This window comes from Candidatus Phytoplasma solani (genome assembly GCF_040126175.1).
In the GTDB taxonomy this organism is placed as follows: domain Bacteria; phylum Bacillota_I; class Bacilli_A; order Acholeplasmatales; family Acholeplasmataceae; genus Phytoplasma; species Phytoplasma solani_A.
Map to the genome: position 1 here is coordinate 223439 of NZ_CP155828.1, position 24050 is coordinate 247488.

Here is a 24050-nt window from a genome sequence, read left to right on the forward strand (position 1 = left end):
GAAGAGTTGTTTTTTAATCACAAATATATATATATATTAATAAAATAATGATATATCAAATCATTTGTCGTTTATGTTCCAATGAAGATATTTTAAAGGCACCCCAAACTCTGCACAAAATTAAGATAAAAAAACAATATTTAAGGTTAGTTTTTAAAAAAGTGTTTAGTTTTATTTAGTATTTTTAATTATATTACAAAAATTTTAATAAAGGATTTTGAATCAACTTGAAAGTAAAAAATAATAATTTCAAAAACTTTAATTATAAAATAAAAACAAAATTTAAAAGGTTTTTTAGTTTGCAACACTCTTTATTTGGTTTCTTTTTGCTAATTGCTATTTTACAAATATGGTATATTAAAAATCAAGGTAAAATCAATAATTTGTGGCATCCTTTAATAACTCCTTTGTTTTTAACTATGGTATTAGGTTTTTGGCTAAATTTTATTGGAAATAAAACTCTTTATTTGAATAAATTGGGAGGTGGATTTTTACTTTGTCTTATTATTCCTTCTTTTTTAGTCCATAAAGACATTATTCCTGAAATATTAGCTCAAAAAATAGAGAAGGATTTTTTTAATAAACCTGATATTAAAGATTATTTGGGTATAAATTTTGCTCAATTTTTTGTTACTATAACTACTATTGGCAGCATTTTAAGTATTGATAAAATTTTATTAAAAAAATCTTTTTGGAAATTTATTCCTTTAACTTTAATTGCTTTATTTTGTAATTTTTTATTAGTTGGAATTGCAGGTGTTTTATTAAGGTATCAAATACCTAAAGGATTTATTTCTCGCGGACGTTTTTTAGATACTATTTTTTACTTTTGTAACCCTTTAACAAGTGGTGGCACCAATCTTGGTGTTAATCGTTTTTCAGAAGAGATTTTTCCTAAATTCTTTGATAAAATAAAGATTACTAGTTCTCAAATAAGAAGTTTTTTGGTAGCTCCTTTGATTTTAACACGTATTTTAGCTATCCTTCTGGGAGGGATTCTTTATAGTTTGTTTGATAAAACAATTTATAGCGGTAACCAAAAATTAGAAATAACAACCAACAAATATATTCCAAAAGTTCCAAAAGAAGGCAATAACAAACAAAAATCATATTTTTGTCCATTAGACTCCAAACAACAATATCAAGACATTTGCAATGGTTTATTAATCATGTTCGCTTTATACAATGGAGCTAGTATTATTAATAAAATTTTGATGATTTATAATTTTTCGACGGATTTAATGGTTTATTTAATTGTAATTTTAGTTATAATTAAGATTTTTGATTTTATTCCTTATCATTTAGAAAAAGCTATAATTCAATCATCCAAATTTATTATCATTAATTTTACTCCTGCAGCTTTAGTGTGTTTTGGTATTTCTATTAAATTTGAACAATTGCAAAGTTGTATCACAGATGTTACAATTCTAATTATGGTATTAATTTCTTTGTTAAGTGTTGTTTTTGTTGTTTTTCTATTAGCCAAAAGTTTTGGTTTTTATCCTTTGGAAGCATCGTTAACAGCGGGTCTTTGTTCTCATAGCGTTGGTAGCATGGGGAATATCGGTATTATGTCAATCAGTCATAGAATGAATTTACTTCCTTTAGCCAATATAGCAACTAGAATCGTAGGACCTATTGTATTTGTTATGATGAATATTTTTTTTAAATTTATTATATCACTTAACCCTTAATCTTTTTTAATTTTTTATTATGATTTTTCTATCAAAAGTTTCTAATAAAAATCAACATCTTTTCTTTTTACAACAAATTAAAAGCAAAAAAAATGATAAAATAATGTTTGATGATTTATTTTAATTTTCACAAATAATACTTTTTTCTTATGATGGGAATATCAATTTTTTTACTGGTTGTTATCAAAAAAAAGAAATGAGATTACCCAAAAACAAAAAAATTAATAAAAAAACAATAAAAATAAAAAAGGAGCGAAAAAGTTCATGAAATCTTTTGCAATTAGAAAAATGTGGCTTGATTTTTTTGCTGGCAAAGATCATCATATAGAGAAATCATTTTCTTTAATTCCCCATCAAGATCCTACTTTATTATGGGTTAACGCTGGAATTACTCCTTTGAAAAAATATTTTGACGGAAGAGAAGTGCCACTTTGCAAAAGGATTGTGAATGTGCAAAAATGTATTCGTACCAATGATATTAAAAATGTAGGGGAAACTTCACGTCATCATACATTTTTTGAAATGTTAGGAAATTTTTCAATTGGCGATTATTTTAAAAAAGAAGCCATTAATTATGCTTATGAATTATTAATTTCCTCTAAATGGTTTTCCTTACCTTTAGACAAACTATACATCACTTATTATCCCAAAGATAAAGATACATATCAATATTGGTTGGACTTAGGAATACCAAAAGATAGACTTATTCCTTTAAAAAGTAATTTTTGGCAAATTGGTCCTGGTCCTTCAGGTCCTTGTACGGAAATTTTTTTCGATAAAGGGGACAAATATGATACTCGTTACAAAGAATTAATTATTGAAGATTTAGAAAATAATCGTTTTATCGAAATTTGGAATATTGTTTTTTCTCAATATAATTGTGATCCCAAAATAACTGTTGAAAGATATCAAGAACTTCCAAGTAAAAATATTGATACAGGAGCAGGTTTAGAACGTTTAGCCGCTGTCATGCAAAAAACTAAAAATAATTTTGAAACTGATCTTTTTTTTCCTTTAATTAAAACAATAGGAAAACTATCTCGAATTTCTTATCAAGGTCAAAAAAGTTTTAAAATAATTGCAGATCATTTAAAAACGCTTGTTTTTGCTATTAATGACGGAGCCATTTTAACCAACGAAAAAAGAGGCTATGTTTTAAAAAAACTTTTAAGAAGATCAGTTAACCAGGGAAAAAAAATTAATTTAAATCAACCCTTTTTGTATCAATTAGTTCCTCAAACGGTTGATATGATGAAAGATTTTTATCCTGAATTAACTAAAAATCAAAATTATATCGCAGATGTTATATTAAAACAAGAGCATATTTTTTTAGAAACTTTAAAAACTGCAGAAGCTAAATTTTTTCATTATGTCAACAAAAAAGCTTTGTCAGGTGCAAATTTTTTTAAATTATATGATACTTATGGCATTCCCGAAGATTTAATTCTAGATTATGCCAAAAATAATAATATTGCAACTGATTATAACCAATTTAAAGTCTTACTTAAAGAACACCAAAATAAATCTAAACAAAAACAATTATTTGTAACAAAGATGAATCAACAAGAAGAAAAATTCTTAAATTTTCATGAAAAAAGCGAATTTGTAGGTTATAATAATTTTGCTATTCAAACCAAAGTCATTAAAGTTTTTGACAAAGGAATAGTTTTGTCAAAAACTCCCTTTTATGCGCCTATGGGAGGCCAAATAGCTGATGAAGGAACAATTGAAGAAAAAAAAGTAACAAATATTATTAAATTACCAAATGGACAACATTTGCATCAAGTTGCAGAATCTTTTTACGAAGGGCAAGAAGTTTTTGCTAAAATTAATCAAAAGAAAAGAGAGCAAATTTCTTACCACCACACAGTAACGCATCTTTTGGAAAAAGTCTTACGTATCAAATTAGGTAATCACTTAGAACAACAAGGTTCATTAGTTGGTTTTAACTCTTTACGTTATGATTTTAATCATTTTGAAAAAATAACACCTGAAATATTAATTCAAATCGAAAAAGAAGTTAATTATTTAATTGAAAAAAATTTATCTGTTAAAATCAAAAATATCCCCATAGAAGAAGCAAAAATTAATTATAATGTTCTTTTGAAAAAAAATCCTAAAGCTAAATATAAAGAACAAGTAAGAGTGGTAAGCATAGGAAATGATTTTATAGTTAATTTATGTGGCGGAACTCACGCTTTACAAACTAAAAATTTAGAACGTTTTGCCATCTTATCTTGTGAAACTATCAGTTCGGGGATTTATCGCATTGAAGCAGTTTGTGGTTCGAATTTAAAAAAAGTTTTAGCTAATAAATTAAAAACTTATCAGACAACAGAAAAACTTTTGATACAAAAAACACAAATAAAAAAACTTGTTTTTCAATTGCCTCCCACCCCTAAAATAAAACAAAGTTATCAAGATATTATCAATTATCAGAAATATCTTAAAGAGTTGCAAAAACAAATAGTTCTTTGTGAAAAAAATTCCTTAAAATATCATCAAAAAGAAATGATCCAAGAAAAAAATAAATTTTTACCTAACACTATCACTAAAGAAATGTTAATCATTGTTGAAGGAGATAAAAACGTTGAAGTTTTAAAGTATTTTATGAACAATATTTTTGATACTTTTAAACTAGAAGTTTTATTTATTTGTCAATTAAGTCTTCCGAAAGTTATTTTCTTGTGTAAAAGTAAAACTTGGCATGCAGGAAAATTAGTGAAAGAGATTTCTTTATTAGCTTTAGGGCAAGGTGGCGGAAATGCTTTTTTAGGACAAGGTGGCACCAAAACCACTCAAAACATGGATCAAACAATCAAAATCTTAAAAGAAAAATTTAAAATTACTTAAAACAAGTAATTTGGAGGAAGGAGTTTTTTATTGTTATTAATATAAATTATTGTAATTCTTACTTAGGATTTGATTTAGGTGAAAAAACTCTAGGAATTGCGTTATCTGAAACAGGAATTATTGCTCAAAAATTAAAAACCATTATTTTTCCTATTCACCAATATCAACAATTAATTAAACCTTTAAAAGAAATTATCGCTTGTTATGAAACTAAAACAATTGTTTTGGGATATCCCAAACACATGAATAATGTTGTAGGAATTAAAGCTAAAATCAGTATTGAATTTAAAAAATTACTTGAAAACAAATTTCCTCAAATTGAAATTATTTTGTGGGATGAACGTTTAACCACTGTCCAATCACTCAAAATTTTAAGACAAAACAACAAAACAAAAGTTCAAATAAAAGAAATGAAAGATGCAATTGCGGCTACTATTATTTTACAAAATTATCTAGATTTTAAAGAGATTGGTAATGTTTAATAAAGAAAGATATTTAAACAAATTAAAGAAATACGCTCAAGATAATCACATCCCCATAATTCAAAACAATAGTTTATCTTTTTTACTCCAAATTATTAATCAAAATAAAATACAAAAGATTTTAGAAATTGGAACCGCCATTGGCTATAGTGCTTTAGCCATGAGTTTTACAGACACTCAAATAGATACTTTAGAAAGAGATTATCTCAATTATCATTTAGCTAAAAATTTTCTTAAATGTACACCTTTTAAAATCAATGTTATTTGGACAGAAGCTTTAATTTATCCAATGAATCACTTAAAAAAATACGATTTGATTTTAATTGATGCCGCTAAAGCCCAATATAAAAAAATATTTTTAAAATATTGCTCCTTACTTAGTCCTGAAGGGTTAATTATTTGTGATAATATACATTTAAATTGTTTTCAAAATAAGCAAGAAGCCAGTAAGCCAAAAGGAATTTTCAAAAGAATGCACGATTTTATAATATTTTTGCAAAATAATCCAGATTTTAAAACTATTTTTAAGAATATTGGCGATGGTTTGAGTATTTCTTATAAAATAACAGATAATACAAAGCAATCATGATTGCTTGTTTAAGATAAATTAAAAAGAAGGTTTTTTATGAACAACACAATTTATGAACTAACCCAATCAGGAATATCAAAATTAAAAAAAGAATTACTTTTTTTGAAAGAAGTTAAAAGAAAAGAAAACTTAGAAGCTTTAAAAGAAGCGCGTGAGCAAGGAGATTTATCAGAAAATGCTGATTATGATGCTGCACGTAATGAACAGGCTTTAATAGAATATCGTATTACAGAAATCCAAAATATTTTAAAAAATGTTCGCGTTGTCAAAGTTTCTCAAGATAAAGAAATAAGCATTGGCAAAAAAGTATCTTTAGAAATGATCCATTTTGGGACAAAAGAAGAAATTGAATTGGTAAGTACCTTAGAATCAGATCCATTCAGTAATAAAATTTCGGTTGAATCTCCTTTAGGAAAAAAAATCAAAGGTCGTGAAATAGGAGATGTTGTTTTTGTAACTAGTGAGACTGGAAAAACCTTCAAGGTTAAAATTTTAAATGTTGAATAAAAAAAAATATATACCTCAATACTATTATCCTTCTGTTTACAAAATACCTTTTGATTTTTTTAAAAAAAAAGGTATTAAAGCTTTATTTTTTGATTTAGATAATACTTTAGTTGAATGTAAAAAAAATAAATTAGATGAAAATATTAAAAATCTTTTAACTCAAATATCACATTCTTTTAAAATAATTATCCTTTCAAATGCTTCTTACAAACGATTGCAAAAAGTTTTACAACAAGATTTAAATTTTATTTACTTAAATTTATTCATTAAAAAACCTTCAATAATATCTTTTCAAAAAGCTTTAAAAGCAGTTAATTTGGAACCATCTAAAGTTTTGATGATTGGAGATCAACTGCACACAGACGTTAACGGCGCTAATCAAATAGGAATTACTTCTTTATTGGTTAAACCATTAAATTATAAGCAAGAAAGTTTATGGACTAAATTTAATCGTTTTTATAGAGAAAAAAAATTTTTAAAAAAATTAAAAAAAGAAGACTATCTATTATGGAAAAATAAATTTGAAGATTTTGAAAGAAATTAAGATGTTATTAGCAAAAATTCGCCACATTGTGGAAAATAAATTAAAAAATGATCCATTGCGTTTAAATCACTCTTTAAGAGTTTACCGGACTGCCACCAAAATGGCAAGGCATTACCGTAAACCTTTATTACCCATTCAAATTGCTGCTTTGTTTCATGACTACACTAAAAACGATACTTTAGAACAACAAAAACCTTATTTAACTACAATAAGTATCACCAAATATCAAAATACACCAGCTATTTTTCATGCTTTATCAGCAGCTAATTTTTTAAAAAAAGAATTAGACATCAATAATAAAATTATTTTAAATGCTATTAAAAAACATGTTTGGGGTGATTTTAAAATGAATTATTGTGATAAAATTGTTTTTTTAAGTGATAAAATTGAACCTAAAAGAAATTATCCTCAAAGATCATATTTTGAAAAATTAGCTTATCTTAATATCCATCAAGCTGTATACGAAATTTTAAAAAATAATTTTGATTATTTCCAAAAAAAAAAGCATCCCCTTCCATATAATTATCAATTAATGCTTGCATTTTTAGAAAAAGACATCAAAAAAAGAAAGATATTATGACAAAAACTACTAACATCATTAGCGGAAAATATAAAGGTCATAAAATCAAATTAGTACCATCATTCAAAACTAAAGCCACTAGCAACTTAGTTAAAGAAGCTCTTTTTAATGTTTTAGGTAATTCAATAGAAAACACAAAAATTTTGGATTTATTCGCTGGCAATGGTTCTTATGGTTTTGAAGCTTTAAGCAGGAACGCTAAACAAGTTTTTTTCGTTGATTCCTCTTTCAGGGCTTTTCAAACATTAAAAGACAATCAACAAAAATTAAAACTTAATTTAGGTCAGAGTGTTATTTATTATTCTCATTATCTATTTGCTTTAAAAAAATTTCAAAAACTTAATTTCATCTTTGATTTTGTTATTCTAGATCCTCCTTATTTTAAAAACTTATATTTACCCGTTTTGGAAAACTTAGGGAAAGTAACCCATCAAAAAAGTGTAATTATTTGCGAATTACACCGCAAAACTTATTTACCTTATAAAATCAAAGAATTTGTTTTAACTAAAGAAAAAAATTATGGCAACAAGAAGCTACAATTTTATCAAAAAAATCTGTAATTTTAATGAAAAAAAATTAAAAATAAAAAAAGGAGTAAGAAAAATGTCTACTTGGTCGTCTTTAGGACTTTTTATTTTAGGACTTTTAATAGGTGGTGCTTTAGGAGCTTTTTTCATGTTTCGTTGGTTTAAAAACTATTTACAAAAAAATCCTCCCATTAATGAAAGACAAATTAAAGAAATGTTTCGTCAAATGGGGCGCACTCCTTCTGAAAAACAAATTCGCCAAATCATCAATAGCATGAAACAAGTTAAATAAAAAAAATGACACCACTACTACCATATTTAATTATTATTTTAACTAGCATTATTTTTTTAATAATGAATTATTTTTATCAAAAAAACGTTAAAACTAAAATTAAAAATTATTTAATAGTTTGTGGAGAGTTAGAAAAAGAAATTTTAAAAAGTTTTGTCAAAGAAAAAGAAAAACCCTTTTTTTTAACAAAAGATGCTAATATTACTAAAAATTTATTAAATTTAAATATTATTTTTATAAAAAAAGTTATTTTTAACCAAAAATACAATAGTTATGTATTAAATCCTTTAGTGAGAAAAATTATCAACAAAAATAATGTTTTAAAAAAAAATTATTTATTATAAGAAACCGGAAAAATATACAACTACTCAAAAACAAAAAATTTTAAAAAAACATTAAAGACAAAATATTAAAATTTTTAAAACTTTGTTTTTTCTAAGTAAATCTATTTTTGTGGTTTAAACAAACATAACTTTCGATTTAAAAAAATTTTCTAATTGTTAAATTAACAATATTTATTAAAAATATCTTCTAAAAAAATATAGTAATTCAATAAAAATATTTGATATCGCTTAGAAAGAATAATTTGCTAAGGTTTTGATTTGTTTTTTAGTTTTTTTTGATTTGGTAATTTTAATTATTTAATTTAACAACAATAAGAAATTAATGGATAGCTACTAAAATTTAATTAAAAAAGTTTTTTTAAATATATTAAATAATAATTATTTGATAAAATAAAATAGGTCAATGGAAGGTGATCGAGGTTTGAAAAAATTTAATTATTTTTTTAAGCTTAGGAAAGTCCATGTTAGCACATGCTGCGATTGCATGTAGTGTTTGTGTCTAAGGAATAAATAACTTAGAGTGCTTTAAAAAGAAAGCAACGGCGTTTTTGATTTCTAAGGATTTATCTTGTTTAAATTTATGAAATGAAAACTGAAAGTGTCACAGAGACGAGCTAATTAGAAATAATTAGGTGAAACGCGATAAACCCCTCAAGCTAACAACCCAAAAAAAATGGTAGGGGCATGTAAGTCAACAAAAATGAAGTTAGATTTACACTACTTTTTGAGTAGAAGATAAATGATCACACTTGTTTTTAACAAGAACAAAACATGGCTTATGCACATTGACCAATTTTCTTTTTTTAAAACTTTCCAATAACATAAAAATTAAAGGTTATTGTTATTTTTTATCTTTTAATTTTTTGCATTAAAAAAAGTTAAAATGTTGCAGTGACTATGTTTTTTTAAACTTTTTATTAAAATTATAAAAGTTATTAATAATATTAAATTTGATTGTGACTTTTTATTACCAAGATTATTTTTTAGATTTTAGCAATTTTTTATGCTTAAATGAATAATAATAAGTTTTTTTTCATCTATTCTATTTCTTTTTTTATTCTTTTCTTTGCTTGGGCAAAATATTTTTTATAAAATTTTATATTTTGCATAATAACTTAATATATTTTTATCTCTTTTTAACTATTAACAATACCTTTCTTAACTTTTTGATAGTTTTTTATGTTATCTTAATGTTTAATATTTTTGATTTTTATCAGCTTATATTTTTGTGTAACTTTGAATTTTTTTATGTTATAACACTATTGATATATATATATATATATTATAATTGGTTTTAAATATTTTTTTTATATTTCAAAAAAATAAATATATGAATCATAAAAAAAGTATTGAATTTTTTTATTTAGAAAGTAACTAACTTAAAAAAAGTATTATCGTTAGACTTTATTTTTACTCTATGATCAAGATGAATGAGTCAATAAATTTTTTTGTTTTTTTTAAAATGTTTTGCATTATATTGTGATTACTGGACTAAATTATTTTAATTGTTTTTGTAAAAGATTATAAGTTTTAAAAAAACAAATATACTTCAAAAAAACAACATCATATGGTATATTTAAATTTATATCTTATTTTAAAAACTTTTATGATTTTGATTGTCTTTGAATTGTCCTTAGTTAAAAATTATATAATAAATAAAATAAAAATTATTTTTTTTATTTTTGTTAGATTGTTTTTTTAAAAGGTAATGTTATATTATTATTTTAATTTTTATTATTGGATTTTTTTAGAAATTTAATATCAAGTTAAATGTTAAAAAAATTAACTAAATATATTAATTGATCTTGGAGTATAGCAAATTAAAATTATTCAAGAATTAGAATGACAAACCCTTAAAAATATCAAAGCAAAATTATAATATTTCCTCTATTTTATTAAGTTATTATAACATTAAAAAACCTAGTATTTAATTATAATTAAAAAAAGTCATTTATCATTTTACTCAATAATTTTATAATTTTTTTAGTATTAGAATAATCTTTTTTTAATTGCCTAAAAGTTAATTTTTGTTTTTTTTCGATATTTCAATTTTTTCTAAAGTTTTGGAACAGTGCAAGCCTTAGTATCCATTATTTATTAACTTCAAGAAAGATTCTTTAACCTTATGAATATTACAATTATTGGCGGTGGTGCTTGGGGTGCTACTTTAGCTCAAGTTTTGACTGATAACAATCATCAAGTTTTAGTTTATGAACTTAACGAAAACTACATTAAAACTATCAATCGAGGCAAACATCCTATTTTTAACCTTCCTTTAAAAAATGTTAAAGTTGTTTCCAATTTACAAGAAGCTTTGTTGCATTCTGATTTGTTAGTTTTAGCGGTCCCTGTAAAAGTTATGCGACAAGTTTTACAACAAATTGCTTTGCTTGTTAAAACTCCTAAATCTTTTGTTAACGTTTCTAAAGGGATTGAACCATTAACTTTTTTTCGGGTTTCTCAAATTGTTAAACAAGTTATTCCAGTTATTCTTTTGAAAAATTACGCTTCTTTGATGGGACCGTCTCATGCTGAAGAAGTTATCTTAAGAAAATTAACTCTTTTGACTGCTGCTTCTTCTGATTTGTCTTTTGCAATGGAAATCCAAAAAATTTTTTCTAACTCCTCTTATTTCAAAATTTATACTTCTTCTGATTTGATTGGTAATGAAGTTTGTAGTTCTTTTAAAAACGTTTTAGCTTTAATTAACGGTATTTTAGTAGCTAAAGATTTCGGGATCAATTCTCAAGCCGCTTTAATGAGTCGTGGTATTGCAGAAATGTCTCGTTTAGTTGCTTTTTATCATGGTAATTATGAAACAGTTTTAGGACTTCCTGGTTTAGGTGACTTAATTGTTACTGCTTTTAGTTCATATTCAAGAAATTTTAATGCTGGTCAAAAAATTGCTTCAGGAAAAACTTACCATCAAATTATTGAAGATTCTATTCAAGTAATTGAGGGATTTCAAAGTCTTACTGCTTTTTACCAATTGCAATTAAAACATCACCTTAATTTACCACTCGTTCATGCAGCCTATCAATTAATTTATGAGTTTAAGCCTTTTGAACTTGTTTTTGTTGAGTTAATGCAACGACCTTTTACAAATGATTGTTAAAAAAAATACAAAAATAAATAAAATAATTATTTGTTTTTGCTTGCAAATCTTTTTTTTGATGTTATAATAATTACGTAATTTAAAAGAAAGGAATGAACAAAATGAACAAGTTAGATTTTTTAAAAAAATTAGCAGAAAAACATGATATTAGTCAAAAAGAAGCTGATAGATTTTTGAGTAGCTTTATTGAAGTTATTTCTGAAAATCTTCAATTGTTTGAAGAAGATGAAAAACTGACTTTAACTGGCTTTGGTACTTTTGAAGTTAAACAAAGAAGTGCTCGTCAAGGTAAAAACCCAAGAACTGGCAATTCTATTGATATTCCAGCTAAAAAAGTTCCCGTTTTTAAATTTAGCAAAAGTTTCAAAGATGTTTTTATTTCCTAAAAATAATAATCATTAATTTTTGAATATTTTTTCGATAAAAAAACAAACTAAAAAAAGTTTGTTTTTTTTATTGTTATATTCTTTTTCTCTTATATGATTTTTATATGTTTTGTAGACAAATTTTTGTTTTTAAAGAAAGTAGGTTATCTATGGTTAAAACTTTTACAAAAACTTATTTAATTGGGCAAAGAGCAAGAGTTGAAAACGAAAAAGAAATAGCAGTTATTACCCGTATTGATTTTGAAAGAGGATTTATTTATTTATTGTTTAAGAGATTGCGAGAAGAAAAATATCCTTTCCCTCAAGCTTTAGAACAAAACCTGATTAAACCAATAATGTCTAAACAACAAAGAAAATCTTAGTTTTAGTAAAAAATTAATTAAGTAATTATTTTTTGAATATTTTTTTTATTAAAAAAAAGGAAATTATATGTCTATTAAAAAGAAAATCAAAAAAATAGTTTTTCGTAATTATTTTAAAAACCCTGATATTGTTTTCCTTTTTTTAATGATTTGTATTTCTTTAATGATTCTTGTTTTTTTTAATGATTTTAAAAAAGTGTCAGAAGGAGAAAGAAATTATTTTAATTATAAATATGAACCTCCTGAATTTATTGAAGATAATGGATATTTAGATTATAGCAAAAATGGTTATTATCCAGGGCATCAAACTTTTATTAAAATGATTTTTTATTTTACTTATCAAAGCAATTTATTTGTTTTAATTGTCTATGTTTTGTTTTTTACAAAGGCACGTAATCAAGATTGGTATCCTTATCTTGTTTTTGTTTGTTTAATTAGTATTTTGGCGACAGGAATTATTTATCACATTGTTATTGATAAATTTCAACATTTCAAAACATTTAAATGGGAACTTTCTTATATTATTTCACATTTGCAACATACTTTTGTTCCTTTAATTTATTTATATTTTTATTTTTTTGTTAATACTTTTGCTATCCCTTATAAAAGAATGTGGATGGGTTGGCTTCATGCTTTGGTTTATATGTTTTGTTTTAGTTTATATAGTCGTTTAAGTATGAATTCTTATTATAAGAAATTTAAAAAAGATAAACCAATTGTCGAAAGTCAAGAAGAAGCAAATGAAAGAGATCCTTTTAAGATATTCCCTTATTATTTTTTTTCTCCTTTTCGCCCAGATAAAAAGAAAGAATATGAAAGTTTAGGAAAAAAACGATATCGTTTTTTGTATAAGGGATATGGAATTGTTTTTAAATTATTTTTGCTTCTTTTTCTTTTTATCTCTTTGATGACATATTTTCTTTTATGGTTTAAAAAAAGAATGATTCACAAAAAACAAAAAAAAGCAACCATAATTTTTTATTTTGGATAAAAATTTGATATAATAATTATATGTTACTTTAATTGTTAAGGAGGATAAAATAATATGCGTGATTTAGTAAAATTAGTTTGTACTGATTGTAAAAGAGAAAATTATCATACTGATAAAAACAAGAAAAAAAATTCCAATCGTTTAGAATTAAAAAAATATTGTCCTTTTTCTAGAAAACATATTTTACATCGTGAAAAAAAATAATTTTTTGTTTTTATTATTAAAAATATTTGCTTTTTTCAAATATTTTTATCATTTTTCATCTTTTTAATATCAAATCATCAATAGGGAGATAATCTTTTTATGTTTTTGCAAAATAGAAAAAATTTGATTAAAAAAATGAAACCAAATGCAGTTGCTTTGTTTTATTCTGGTAAAAATATTGTTAAAAGCACTGATCAATTTTTTCCTTTCGAAGTTAATCGTAATTTTTATTATTTAACAGGGATTAATCAGCCAAATTCTATTTTATTAATCAAAAAAACTCCTTATGATTGTCAAACTTTTTTATTTTTAGATGATCGTGATCCGCAAAAAGTCTTGTGGGATGGCGTTTTTTTAAGTTTTACTGAAGCTTCAAAGATATCTTGTATTAAAGAAAGTAATATTAAAAAAAATAACATTTTTAATTCTTTTTTATTAGAAATAATTAACCCTTTAAGAAGTTCTTTTGTTTTTTCTATAGATATTTTTTATTTTGATTTATTAAGTCAGTATCATACCTCCGCACAAGAAAAGAGTCAGGCTTTAACTTTTTGTCAAAAACTTTTGTCTTTGTATCCTTTTTTAAAAATTGAAAATAGTTCACCTTTTTTACTGTCTTTGCGTCAATCTAAAAGTGTTTATGAACAAAATCAAATCAAAAAAGCTTTAGAAATCAATGAAAAAGCTTTAAATCAACTAATAACTAAAATAAGACCTTTAACTAACGAAAACGATATAGCCGCTTTCTTTCATTATTTTTTAGAAAAAAATCAAACTAAAAAATCTTATGATACTATTGCTGCTTCAGGAAAAAATGCTTTAATTTTACATTATATTCGTAATTGTTCGCAGTTAATGCCTAATGAAGTTTTGCTATTTGATGCAGGGGTTAATTATAATCATTATTCTTCTGATATTACTCGCTGTTATCCTATTAGTGGTGTTTTTAACCCTTTACAAAAACAAATTTATAATTTGGTTTTAAAAGCCAACAAAGAAATTATTGCTTTTGTTAGGCCGCATCGCACTTTCACTCAATTAAATCACTATGGCAAAAATATTTTAGCAGAAGGTTTAAAAGAATTATCTCTTTGGAAAAACGATGACCATATTGATAATTATTGTTATCATGGTTTAAGTCATCACTTAGGTTTAGATCTTCATGATGCGTGTAATCATTCTGATATTATTGGAGAAAACAGTGTTATTACTGTTGAACCAGGTCTTTATTTAAAACAATTTAATCTAGGCATTAGAATTGAAGATAATATTTTGGTGACTAAAGATGGCTCCATTAATTTATCTCAAAAAATACCTAAAGAAATTACAGAAATTGAAGCTTTAATGAAACCCCTTTGTTGATGGTTTTTTAAAACATTATTTTTCGGCCCTGTAGCCAAGTGGTAAGGCATGGCTCTGCAAAAGCTTGATCATCGGTTCAAATCCGTTCAGGGCCTCCATTTTATTATTTTTAAAAGTTTTATTCCTTTAACTTTAAGTTCTCTTAAGATTAAAAAAGTGTTAATGTTGCAAAACAATTTCATCAGGAGCAGTACTCAAGCGGCTATAAGAGGCGTCCCTGCTAAGGACGTAGTCCGAGAAATCGGTGCAAGGGTTCGAATCCCTTCTGCTCCGCCATAATCACTTTTATTTAATTTTTAATTGATTTCTAAATGACCTTATTTCATTTTTCAATTATTTTTTTTAAACTTTATTAATTTCAATAAACCTGATCAAAGAGTTTTTTGACTCTTTAAAAAAATAAATATTTCAATAAAATTATTGTTTGACTTAATTTTTTAATTATTTATTTTTTTATTTAACGGCAATTCCCCTTTTTTAAAAAAAATGATATAATAGTAAGAACTAAAAATCTTCCCAAAATTTTTTTATCTTCAAGAAATAGCTATATAAAGGTTATATAAAAATGAAAGTAATCAAACGAGTGACAAAAGTTACTCCACGTTTATCTGATTTTGGTAAATGGTATACAGATATTTGTTTAAAAGCTGAATTAATAGCATATTCAGAAATTAAAGGATTTATTATTTATCTTCCTTATGGTTATTCTTTGTGGGAACATATTCAAAAATATCTTAATTGTGAATTGCAAAAAATAGGGCATCAAAATGTCTATTTTCCGTTAGTCTTTCCTAAAAAACTTTTTCAAAAAGAAAAAGATCACATTCAAGGTTTTTCTCCAGAAGCAGCTATGATTACTTCCGTTGGTCAAAAAGAATTATCTGACAAACTTGTGATTCGTCCAACTTCAGAAGTTTTATTTTCTCAATATTACGCTAAAATTATTAGCTCTTATCGAGATTTGCCTAAGTTATATAACCAATGGTGTAATGTCGTTCGTTGGGAAAAAACAACTAAACCTTTTTTGCGTGGCAAAGAATTTTTATGGCAAGAAGGACATACCGTCCATGCTACAAAAAAAGAAGCTATTGAACAAGCTTTATCTATTATTGAACTTTATCAAAAATTAGGCAAGGAACTTTTAGCTCTTCCTTTTGTTTGCGGTCAAAAAACTGAAAATGAAAAATTTTCTGGAGCTTTAACTACTTATTCTATTGAAGCTTTAATGTATGATGGTCAATCTTTACAAGCAGGTACCTCTCATTATTTAGGAACTAATTTTGCTAAATCATTTAAAATTAAATTTCAAGATCAAGATTATCAAAATAAATATGTTCATCAAACTTCTTGGGGGGTTTCAACTCGTCTTATTGGTGCTTTAATTATGGTTCATAGTGATGATGAAGGTTTAATTTTACCCCCTTATATTGCCCCTATTCAAATTGTTATTATCCCTTTGCAACCGAAAAATTTATTGGTTCAATTAGAAGCTAAAAAAATATTTGATGATTTAAAAACAACTTATCGCGTTCATTTAGATTTACAAGATAAAACTTCTGGTTGGAAATTCAATCAATACGAACTTAAAGGGGTTCCTTTGAGAATTGAAATTGGTGCTCGCGATTTAGTCAAAGATGAAGTAACTATTTTTCAAAGATATAATGGTTCTAAATACAGTCTTAAAAAAATAGATTTAAAAGAAGAAATACCTAAATTATTAGCAAACATTCATCATAAGATGTATTACATTGCAAAAAAACATTTAGAATCTCATCGCAGACAAGCAACTACTTATCAAGAGTTTAAAAAACACCTTCAAAAAGGAGGTTATATAGCGATGAGTATTGCAGGTGTTGAAGCAGAAACACAAATCAAAGAAGAAACAGGAGCAACTGCAAGAATTATTTTAGATACTCCTTTAATTACTATGCACTGTCCTGTCACTTACAAAAAAGCTTTTCAAACTGTTTTATTTGCTAAAGCTTATTAAAATTAGTTTTATTTTTAATTTGTTCTAGTTTGTATTTTTTTATCAAAATATTTTATCAAAATAATTTTTTAAACATTTTATCTTAACTTTTTATTTTTAAATCTTGATATTTAATTATAAAAAAGTTATAATTAAGAAAGTGTGTTTAAATAGAAAAGAGGTTTTTTTATGAAACGAACATATCAACCTAGCAAAATTAAAAGAAAAAGAACTCATGGTTTTAGAGCTAGAATGGCAACTGCTGGAGGTTGTAAAGTCATTACTCGTAGAAGAGCTAAAGGTAGAGCTCAATTAGCTCTTTAATTATAAATTTTTTTTACAATTAAAGAACAACTTAACTATTTTTTAGTCTTTTTCTTTTACAAGAGCTTAAATTTTTTTTAACAAATTATTTTTTTGTTTGGTGTGCAAAAAAATTTCTATTTTAGGAAAATTAAGAAAATGAAAAGAAAATATATTCTTAAAAAAGAAAGTGAAGTTACAGCTGTTTTCCGTTCGAAAAAAAGATACGGAAACTCCTCTTTTATGATTTATTATTTGCAACAAAACACTAACCCTCATTTTAAATTTGCTTTAAGTGTTGGTAAAAAATACGGTAAAGCTCATCAAAGAAATTTAATTAAAAGACGTTTAAGGTCAATTATTAGCAATTATGCTTGCAATCTTAATTCTACAATCTTTTTTGTAATTGTGATCAAACCGCAAGCTAAAAATTTAACTTTTCAACAATTAAAATATTTATTTGTGAAATGCGCTTTTAAAATTCATTTACTACTTTCAAATAACTAAAAATAAAGGGATTAATTAAAAATGGGTATGAAAAATAGTATTTTTAAACAAAATTTATTCCTTTTTATTTTGCTTTTTGTAGGTGTATCTTGGTGGTTTTTTTGGCCATCAAAACCTATAAAGATTAATGAACTTGCACAAGTTCAACTTGATAAAAATGATGAAGAACAATTTATTGTTTATACTCTTAACAATAAACATCAAGAAATCAAAGTAGATACAAAACAAAGTTATGAAAAATGGCTTGATGATAAAAAAAAAGAAAAATATTTTTTTGGTTTGTTTGATAAAAAACAGCCAGTTGTAAACAAAACACCAACATTCTCCTCCATCATCCATCTTCCTTTTAGTTTCAAAAAAGCTAATGGCCTCTTACAAAGTTTAGAAGGGGAAATTTTAACAAAAAAAAAAGTTGAAATTATCAAAAATTTGTTGACAGTTCCTGCTGGTACTAAAATCGAATATATTGAAAACAAAAAATATAAAGAAGAATTTCAAGATTCTTTAGAATTTGATTCTACAAATTTAATAGTAAAATTTGAAGAAAAAGATAAAGCAATAGAAAAACTTAAAAAAACTTCTTCTGAAGAATCATTGAAATTAACACTTACATTTAAATTAGAATCAACAAATTCAATACCTATATTTGTCACTAATTATTCTTTACCAATTCAATGGCCTAAATATCTTGAATGGAGTTTTTTTGGTTATTTTTGGAATGTTTTGATTATTTCTATTAGTTCTTTTCTATATATATTTTCAACTTTTTGGTCTACTGGAGCTGGAATTTTTTTAGGAAATTTAGGATTAGGTATTATTTTGACCACCATTTGGATCCGAACTCTTACTTGGCCTATTTATACTAAAACCAGCACTTTTAGCATGAATATGAATTTAATTCAACCCGAAATTGAAAAAGTTAAACAAAAATACGCTTTGCACAAAGATCCTACTTCTGCTCAAAAAATGCAGTTAGAAATTTTAAAAGTTTATCGTAAAAATAATTTTAGTTTTTGGGGTTTTTTAGTTTCCTTTTTACAACTACCTTTGTTTATCGCCATTAACCAAACTTTAACACGTTTTATCATTCCTGGTGGCATTTTTGAGACTAATAATTTAACTGAAAAATTATTTTTAGGTTTTATAAGTTTAAATCCTGAAAAACCTAATCGTATAATAGTTATTATTTTATTGTCTTTTTTAGTCGGAATCACGATGTTTATTTTAAATAAAATTAGTTTTAAAAAACCTGATTATTTAAAAACTTCTACACATAATTTAACTTTGGAACAAAAAGCTAAAGCCAAACAATCAGAAAAAACAATGAAAATTACGAGTTGGGTTATGATTGTGATGATGGTATTGTTTTCTCGTTCTAATCCGATATTGTCTTTATACTGGATTGTAGGAAATACTTACACCATTTTTCAAACTTTAATTACAAGAAAAAAAACGGAACAAAAGTATCTTTTGTTAAAAAACAAATCTATCTAATTTTTTTGTCTTAATAATAGGTAATTAATTTTTGCATTAAAGTTATGATTGCCTATTATTAGAAGATAAAATACAATTATATTATTATTTTTTTAAAAAAATTGCTTTTTTACCTTTGACTATGTTATAATAATTTAGGTAAACTAAATTGTATTTATTATATTTTTAATTTTGGAGGGATAGCGAAGTGGCTAAACGCAGCAGTCTGTAAAACTGTTCCGTAAGGTACGGTGGTTCGAATCCACCTCCCTCCACCATTAAAATTTTTTTAATCTTTGAAAACTGAAGATGATGCTTAAATTATTATTTTAATTTAATTAAAAGTCTTTTTAATTAACTAGTTTGATTGAAAAGCAAAAAAACGAAGAGTTTGATCCTGGCTCAGGATTAACGCTGGCGGCATGCCTAATACATGCAAGTCGAACGGAAGTTTAAGCAATTAAACTTTAGTGGCGAACGGGTGAGTAACGCGTAAGCAATCTGCCCCTAAGACGAGAATAACAGTTGGAAACGACTGCTAAGACTGGATAGGAGATAAGAAGGCATCTTCTTGTTTTTAAAAGACCTAGCAATAGGTATGCTTAGGGAAGAGCTTGCGTCACATTAGTTAGTTGGTGGGGTAAAAGCCTACCAAGACGATGATGTGTAGCCGGGCTGAGAGGTCAAACGGCCACATTGGGACTGAGACACGGCCCAAACTCCTACGGGAGGCAGCAGTAAGGAATTTTCGGCAATGGAGGAAACTCTGACCGAGCAATGCCGCGTGAACGATGAAGTATTTCGGTACGTAAAGTTCTTTTATTAGGGAAGAAAAAATGGTGGAAAAACCATTATGACGGTACCTAATGAATAAGCCCCGGCTAACTATGTGCCAGCAGCCGCGGTAATACATAGGGGGCAAGCGTTATCCGGAATTATTGGGCGTAAAGGGTGCGTAGGCGGTTAAATAAGTTTATGGTCTAAGTGCAATGCTTAACGTTGTGATGCTATAAAAACTGTTTAGCTAGAGTTGGATAGAGGCAAGTGGAATTCCATGTGTAGTGGTAAAATGCGTAAATATATGGAGGAACACCAGGAGCGAAGGCGGCTTGCTGGGTCTTAACTGACGCTGAGGCACGAAAGCGTGGGGAGCAAACAGGATTAGATACCCTGGTAGTCCACGCCCTAAACGATGAGTACTAAACGTTGGGTAAAACCAGTGTTGAAGTTAACACATTAAGTACTCCGCCTGAGTAGTACGTACGCAAGTATGAAACTTAAAGGAATTGACGGGACTCCGCACAAGCGGTGGATCATGTTGTTTAATTCGAAGGTACCCGAAAAACCTCACCAGGTCTTGACATGCTTTTGCAAAGTTGTAGAAATACAGTGGAGGTTATCAGAAGCACAGGTGGTGCATGGTTGTCGTCAGCTCGTGTCGTGAGATGTTGGGTTAAGTCCCGCAACGAGCGCAACCCTTGTTGTTAATTGCCATCATTAAGTTGGGGACTTTAGCAAGACTGCCAGTGATAAATTGGAGGAAGGTGGGGACGACGTCAAATCATCATGCCCCTTATGACCTGGGCTACAAACGTGATACAATGGCTGTTACAAAGGGTAGCTAAAGCGTAAGCTTCTGGCGAATCTCAAAAAAGCAGTCTCAGTTCGGATTGAAGTCTGCAACTCGACTTCATGAAGTTGGAATCGCTAGTAATCGCGAATCAGCATGTCGCGGTGAATACGTTCTCGGGGTTTGTACACACCGCCCGTCAAACCACGAAAGTTGGCAATACCCAAAGCCGGTGGCCTAACTTGAGCAATCAAGAGGGAGCCGTCTAAGGTAGGGTTGATGATTGGGGTTAAGTCGTAACAAGGTATCCCTACCGGAAGGTGGGGATGGATCACCTCCTTTCTAAGGATTAAAGTTATCATCTTCAGTTTTGAGAGACTTAAGAAAGTTTTTCATTTTTTTAAGATTCGGGCCTATAGCTCAGTTGGTTAGAGCACACGCCTGATAAGCGTGAGGTCGGTGGTTCAAGTCCATTTAGGCCCACCAAAATAGGTCATATCTTAAAAAAGCTCTTTGAAAAGTAGATAAACAATAAAGGTTAAAAAAATCAAAGGAACTAAGGGCGCACAGTGGATGCCTTGGCACTAAGAGCTGATGAAGGACGCAATTAACGGCGATACGCCACGGGAAGCTGTAAATAAGTGGAGATCCGTGGATTTCCGAATGGGGCAACCCGTTGCATTGAAGATGCATCATCCTTGAAAAAGGAAGGAAACGCAGCGAACTGAAATATCTAAGTAACTGCAGGAAAAGAAAGTAATAACGATTCTGGTAGTAGTGACGAGCGAACCCGGAAAAGCCAGATACCATTTCTAGTTACCAAGTTTTTGTCAAGTAGAAGCTTTTGGAAAGAAGCACCAAAGAAGGTGACAGTCCCGTAAACGTAAGCAAAGACCTAGGGTATCAATAAGTACGGCGAGACACGAGAAATCTTGTTGGAAGATGGGAGGACCATCTCCTAAGGCTAAATACTACTTAGTGACCGATAGTGAACTAGTACCGTGAGGGAAAGGTGAAAAGAACCCCGAAAGGGGAGTGAAATAGATCCTGAAACTGTGTGCCTACAATTAGTCAAAGCTCGTTAATGAGTAATGGCTTGCCTTTTGCAGAATGAACCGGCGAGTTATGATATGGAGCAAGGTTAAGTTTGAAGGAACGGAGCCGTAGTGAAAGCGAGTCTTAATAGGGCGTTAAGTTGCATGTCATAGACCCGAAACTGAAGTGAGCTAGCCATGAGCAGGTTGAAGTTTAGGTAAAACTAAATGGAGGACCGAACCAGGACACGTTGAAAAGTGTTTGGATGACTTGTGGCTAGGGGTGAAATTCCAATCGAACTCAGAGATAGCTGGTTCTCCCCGAAATAGCTTTAGGGCTAGCGTTGATTTGGTTATTTGGTGAAGGTAGAGCACTGAATGAGTAAGGGCTCCACCTCGGGGTACCGAACTCAATTAAACTCCGAATGTTATCAAATAAAATCAGCAGTCAGACTGTGGGTGATAAGGTCCATGGTCAAAAGGGAAAGAGCCCAGACCGTCAGCTAAGGTCCCAAAATTGATGTTAAGTGGCAAAGGAAGTGAAGACGTTTAAACAACTAGGAGGTTGGCTTAGAAGCAGCCATCCTTTAAAGAGTGCGTAATAGCTCACTAGTCGAATGACTCTGCGCCGAAAATGTACCGGGGCTAAAACATCATACCGAAGCTACGGATTGAAATAACTTTCGAGTTAATTTGATGGTAGGGGAAGCGTTCTGACATCAGTGAAGCCATAGCGGAAGCAGTGGTGGAGAGGTCAGAAGTGAGAATGCCGGTGTAAGTAACGAAAAGATAGGTGAGAATCCTATCCGTCAAAAACCCAAGGTTTCCAGGGCCAGGTTCGTCCTCCCTGGGTTAGTCGGGTCCTAAGGTGAGGGAGAAATCCGTAGCCGATGGCAAACAGGCTGAAATTCCTGTACTAGTTAATCAACTGATGGAGGGACAAAGCAGGCTAAACACGCCCTTAATCGGATTAGGGTAGAAAAACTAAGTCTGAGAAAATAGGTAAATCCGTTTTCTCATTCAAAGATGAGGTTTAAAAGTAAAGTGATTGATGTCATACTTTCAAGAAAAGCTTCTAGGGTTAATTGATTAACTACCCGTACCGTAAACCGACACAGGTGGGAAGGTAGAGTATACTAAGACGCGCGAGCAAACTCTTGTTAAGGAACTCGGCAAAATGACTCCGTAACTTCGGGATAAGGAGAGCTTTTATTAAAACTAAAAGCCGCAGAGAATAGGCCCAAGCGACTGTTTATCAAAAACATAGGTCTCTGCTAAACCGTAAGGTGATGTATAGGGGCTGATGCCTGCCCGGTGCTGGAAGATTAAAAGGAGATGTCAGGTAACGAAGCATTGAATTGAAGTCCCAGTAAACGGCGGCCGTAACTATAACGGTCCTAAGGTAGCGAAATTCCTTGTCGGGTAAATTCCGACCCGCACGAAAGGCATAACGATTTGGGCGCTGTCTCAACAAGAGCCTCGGTGAAATCAAATTACCGGTGAAAATGCCGGTTACCCGCGACAGGACGAAAAGACCCCATGGAGCTTTACTGCAACTTAATATTGAAATTGAAAATAGGATGTACAGGATAGGTGGGAGACTGTGAACAAAAGACGTTAGTTTTTTGGGAGTCACCCTTGGGATACCACCCTTGCTATTTTTAGTTTCTAACCTGTGCAAGTGGATTGCAAGGGACAGTGTTTGGTGGGCAGTTTGACTGGGGCGGTCGCCTCCTAAAGAGTAACGGAGGCGTTCGAAGGTTCCCTCAAAATGGTTGGAAATCATTTGTAGAGCATAAAGGCATAAGGGAGCTTGACTGCGAGACTTACAAGTCGAGCAGGGACGAAAGTCGGACTTAGTGATCTTACGGTACCGAATGGAAGGGCCGTGACTCAACGGATAAAAGCTACCCTGGGGATAACAGGCTTATCGCTTCCAAGCGTTCACAGCGACGAAGCGGTTTGGCACCTCGATGTCGGCTCATCACATCCTGGAGCTGAAGAAGGTTCCAAGGGTTGGGCTGTTCGCCCATTAAAGTGGAACGCGAGCTGGGTTCAGAACGTCGTGAGACAGTTCGGTCTCTATCCGTCGTGGGCGTTGGAAATTTGAAAGGAACTGTCCCTAGTATGAGAAGACCGGGATGGATATACCGCTGGTGTTTCAGTTGGTTCGCCAGAGCCACAGCTGAGTAGCTATGTATAGAAGGGATAAACACTGAAAGCATCTAAGTGTGAAGCCTCCCTTAAGATGAGATTTCCCTATGAGATCCCTGAAAGACGATCAGGTTGATAGGCTAGGGGTGTAAGAAGAGTGATCTTTTTAGCTGACTAGTACTAATAGATCCATTGACTTTGATTTTTT

General features: G+C 28.8%; 20 protein-coding genes, 4 tRNA genes, 2 rRNA genes and 1 other RNA gene. All 27 read left to right on the forward strand.

The window, feature by feature from the left end; genetic code table 11:
- Positions 1-299: 299 nt before the first annotated feature.
- The 27 genes from PSOL_RS01130 (at position 300) to PSOL_RS01260 (ending at position 24047) form a co-directional block, all read left to right on the forward strand.
- On the forward strand, positions 300-1694 hold the full coding sequence (locus PSOL_RS01130; protein ID WP_349402116.1) for a 2-hydroxycarboxylate transporter family protein: 1395 nt from the start codon (positions 300-302) through the stop codon (positions 1692-1694).
- Positions 1695-1958: 264 nt separating this feature from the next.
- Complete coding sequence (alaS, locus tag PSOL_RS01135) at positions 1959-4547, forward strand: alanine--tRNA ligase (protein WP_349402117.1); 2589 nt, start codon at positions 1959-1961, stop codon at positions 4545-4547.
- Between the two features lie 35 nt (positions 4548-4582).
- The gene (ruvX, locus tag PSOL_RS01140) at positions 4583-5029 is read left to right on the forward strand and encodes a Holliday junction resolvase RuvX (RefSeq protein WP_349402210.1); all 447 of its coding nucleotides are present in this window, start codon (positions 4583-4585) and stop codon (positions 5027-5029) included.
- Positions 5022-5618, forward strand: a complete 597-nt coding sequence (locus PSOL_RS01145) for an O-methyltransferase (RefSeq protein ID WP_349402118.1) — start codon at positions 5022-5024, stop codon at positions 5616-5618. Before ruvX ends, PSOL_RS01145 begins: the two co-directional genes overlap by 8 nt.
- A gap of 36 nt (positions 5619-5654) precedes the next feature.
- Entirely contained in the window at positions 5655-6125 is a 471-nt protein-coding gene (gene greA, locus PSOL_RS01150) for a transcription elongation factor GreA (RefSeq protein WP_349402119.1), read from the forward strand.
- Positions 6115-6669: a YqeG family HAD IIIA-type phosphatase gene (locus PSOL_RS01155; protein WP_349402120.1), complete on the forward strand. Its 555-nt coding sequence runs from the start codon at positions 6115-6117 to the stop codon at positions 6667-6669. The genes greA and PSOL_RS01155 overlap by 11 nt, the downstream gene beginning before the upstream one ends.
- A gap of 1 nt (position 6670) precedes the next feature.
- Entirely contained in the window at positions 6671-7249 is a 579-nt protein-coding gene (gene yqeK / locus PSOL_RS01160) for a bis(5'-nucleosyl)-tetraphosphatase (symmetrical) YqeK (RefSeq protein ID WP_349402121.1), read from the forward strand.
- Positions 7246-7809, forward strand: a complete 564-nt coding sequence (gene rsmD, locus PSOL_RS01165) for a 16S rRNA (guanine(966)-N(2))-methyltransferase RsmD (RefSeq protein ID WP_349402122.1) — start codon at positions 7246-7248, stop codon at positions 7807-7809. The genes yqeK and rsmD overlap by 4 nt, the downstream gene beginning before the upstream one ends.
- 43 nt (positions 7810-7852) lie before the next feature.
- Entirely contained in the window at positions 7853-8068 is a 216-nt protein-coding gene (locus tag PSOL_RS01170; RefSeq protein ID WP_349402123.1) for a YneF family protein, read from the forward strand.
- Between the two features lie 62 nt (positions 8069-8130).
- A complete protein-coding gene (locus PSOL_RS01175) occupies positions 8131-8412 on the forward strand; it encodes a hypothetical protein (RefSeq protein ID WP_349402124.1) in 282 nt (93 codons plus the stop codon).
- Between the two features lie 402 nt (positions 8413-8814).
- Positions 8815-9196: RNase P RNA component class B (rnpB, locus tag PSOL_RS01180), an RNA gene on the forward strand.
- Between the two features lie 1341 nt (positions 9197-10537).
- The gene (locus tag PSOL_RS01185; RefSeq protein ID WP_349402125.1) at positions 10538-11527 is read left to right on the forward strand and encodes an NAD(P)H-dependent glycerol-3-phosphate dehydrogenase; all 990 of its coding nucleotides are present in this window, start codon (positions 10538-10540) and stop codon (positions 11525-11527) included.
- A 101-nt stretch (positions 11528-11628) separates the two neighbouring features.
- The gene (locus tag PSOL_RS01190) at positions 11629-11913 is read left to right on the forward strand and encodes an HU family DNA-binding protein (protein ID WP_349402126.1); all 285 of its coding nucleotides are present in this window, start codon (positions 11629-11631) and stop codon (positions 11911-11913) included.
- A 149-nt stretch (positions 11914-12062) separates the two neighbouring features.
- On the forward strand, positions 12063-12275 hold the full coding sequence (locus PSOL_RS01195) for a hypothetical protein (RefSeq protein ID WP_349402211.1): 213 nt from the start codon (positions 12063-12065) through the stop codon (positions 12273-12275).
- Positions 12276-12342: 67 nt separating this feature from the next.
- Positions 12343-13266: a hypothetical protein gene (locus PSOL_RS01200; RefSeq protein ID WP_349402127.1), complete on the forward strand. Its 924-nt coding sequence runs from the start codon at positions 12343-12345 to the stop codon at positions 13264-13266.
- Between the two features lie 54 nt (positions 13267-13320).
- Positions 13321-13470 carry a 50S ribosomal protein L33 gene (gene rpmG, locus PSOL_RS01205; protein WP_349402128.1) on the forward strand — a complete coding sequence of 50 codons (150 nt, stop codon included), beginning with the start codon at positions 13321-13323 and terminating at the stop codon, positions 13468-13470.
- A 99-nt stretch (positions 13471-13569) separates the two neighbouring features.
- The gene (locus tag PSOL_RS01210) at positions 13570-14832 is read left to right on the forward strand and encodes an aminopeptidase P family protein (protein ID WP_349402129.1); all 1263 of its coding nucleotides are present in this window, start codon (positions 13570-13572) and stop codon (positions 14830-14832) included.
- A 24-nt stretch (positions 14833-14856) separates the two neighbouring features.
- Positions 14857-14930: transfer RNA gene (locus tag PSOL_RS01215), tRNA-Cys, on the forward strand.
- Positions 14931-15016: 86 nt separating this feature from the next.
- A tRNA-Ser gene (locus PSOL_RS01220) sits at positions 15017-15108 on the forward strand.
- A gap of 289 nt (positions 15109-15397) precedes the next feature.
- Positions 15398-16822, forward strand: a complete 1425-nt coding sequence (gene proS / locus PSOL_RS01225; RefSeq protein WP_349402130.1) for a proline--tRNA ligase — start codon at positions 15398-15400, stop codon at positions 16820-16822.
- A 168-nt stretch (positions 16823-16990) separates the two neighbouring features.
- Positions 16991-17125, forward strand: coding sequence for a 50S ribosomal protein L34 (rpmH, locus tag PSOL_RS01230; protein ID WP_349402131.1), 135 nt, complete (start codon positions 16991-16993; stop codon positions 17123-17125).
- Between the two features lie 138 nt (positions 17126-17263).
- Positions 17264-17611 carry a ribonuclease P protein component gene (rnpA, locus tag PSOL_RS01235; RefSeq protein ID WP_349402132.1) on the forward strand — a complete coding sequence of 116 codons (348 nt, stop codon included), beginning with the start codon at positions 17264-17266 and terminating at the stop codon, positions 17609-17611.
- Positions 17612-17638: 27 nt separating this feature from the next.
- On the forward strand, positions 17639-19105 hold the full coding sequence (yidC, locus tag PSOL_RS01240; RefSeq protein WP_349402133.1) for a membrane protein insertase YidC: 1467 nt from the start codon (positions 17639-17641) through the stop codon (positions 19103-19105).
- Positions 19106-19278: 173 nt separating this feature from the next.
- Positions 19279-19362, forward strand: a tRNA-Tyr gene (locus tag PSOL_RS01245).
- A 101-nt stretch (positions 19363-19463) separates the two neighbouring features.
- Positions 19464-20996 (forward strand): 16S ribosomal RNA (locus PSOL_RS01250).
- A 67-nt stretch (positions 20997-21063) separates the two neighbouring features.
- Positions 21064-21140, forward strand: a tRNA-Ile gene (locus PSOL_RS01255).
- Between the two features lie 60 nt (positions 21141-21200).
- A 23S ribosomal RNA gene (locus tag PSOL_RS01260) occupies positions 21201-24047 on the forward strand.
- Together the 16S and 23S rRNA genes with 2 tRNA genes alongside form the textbook arrangement of a ribosomal RNA operon.
- Positions 24048-24050: the final 3 nt, after the last annotated feature.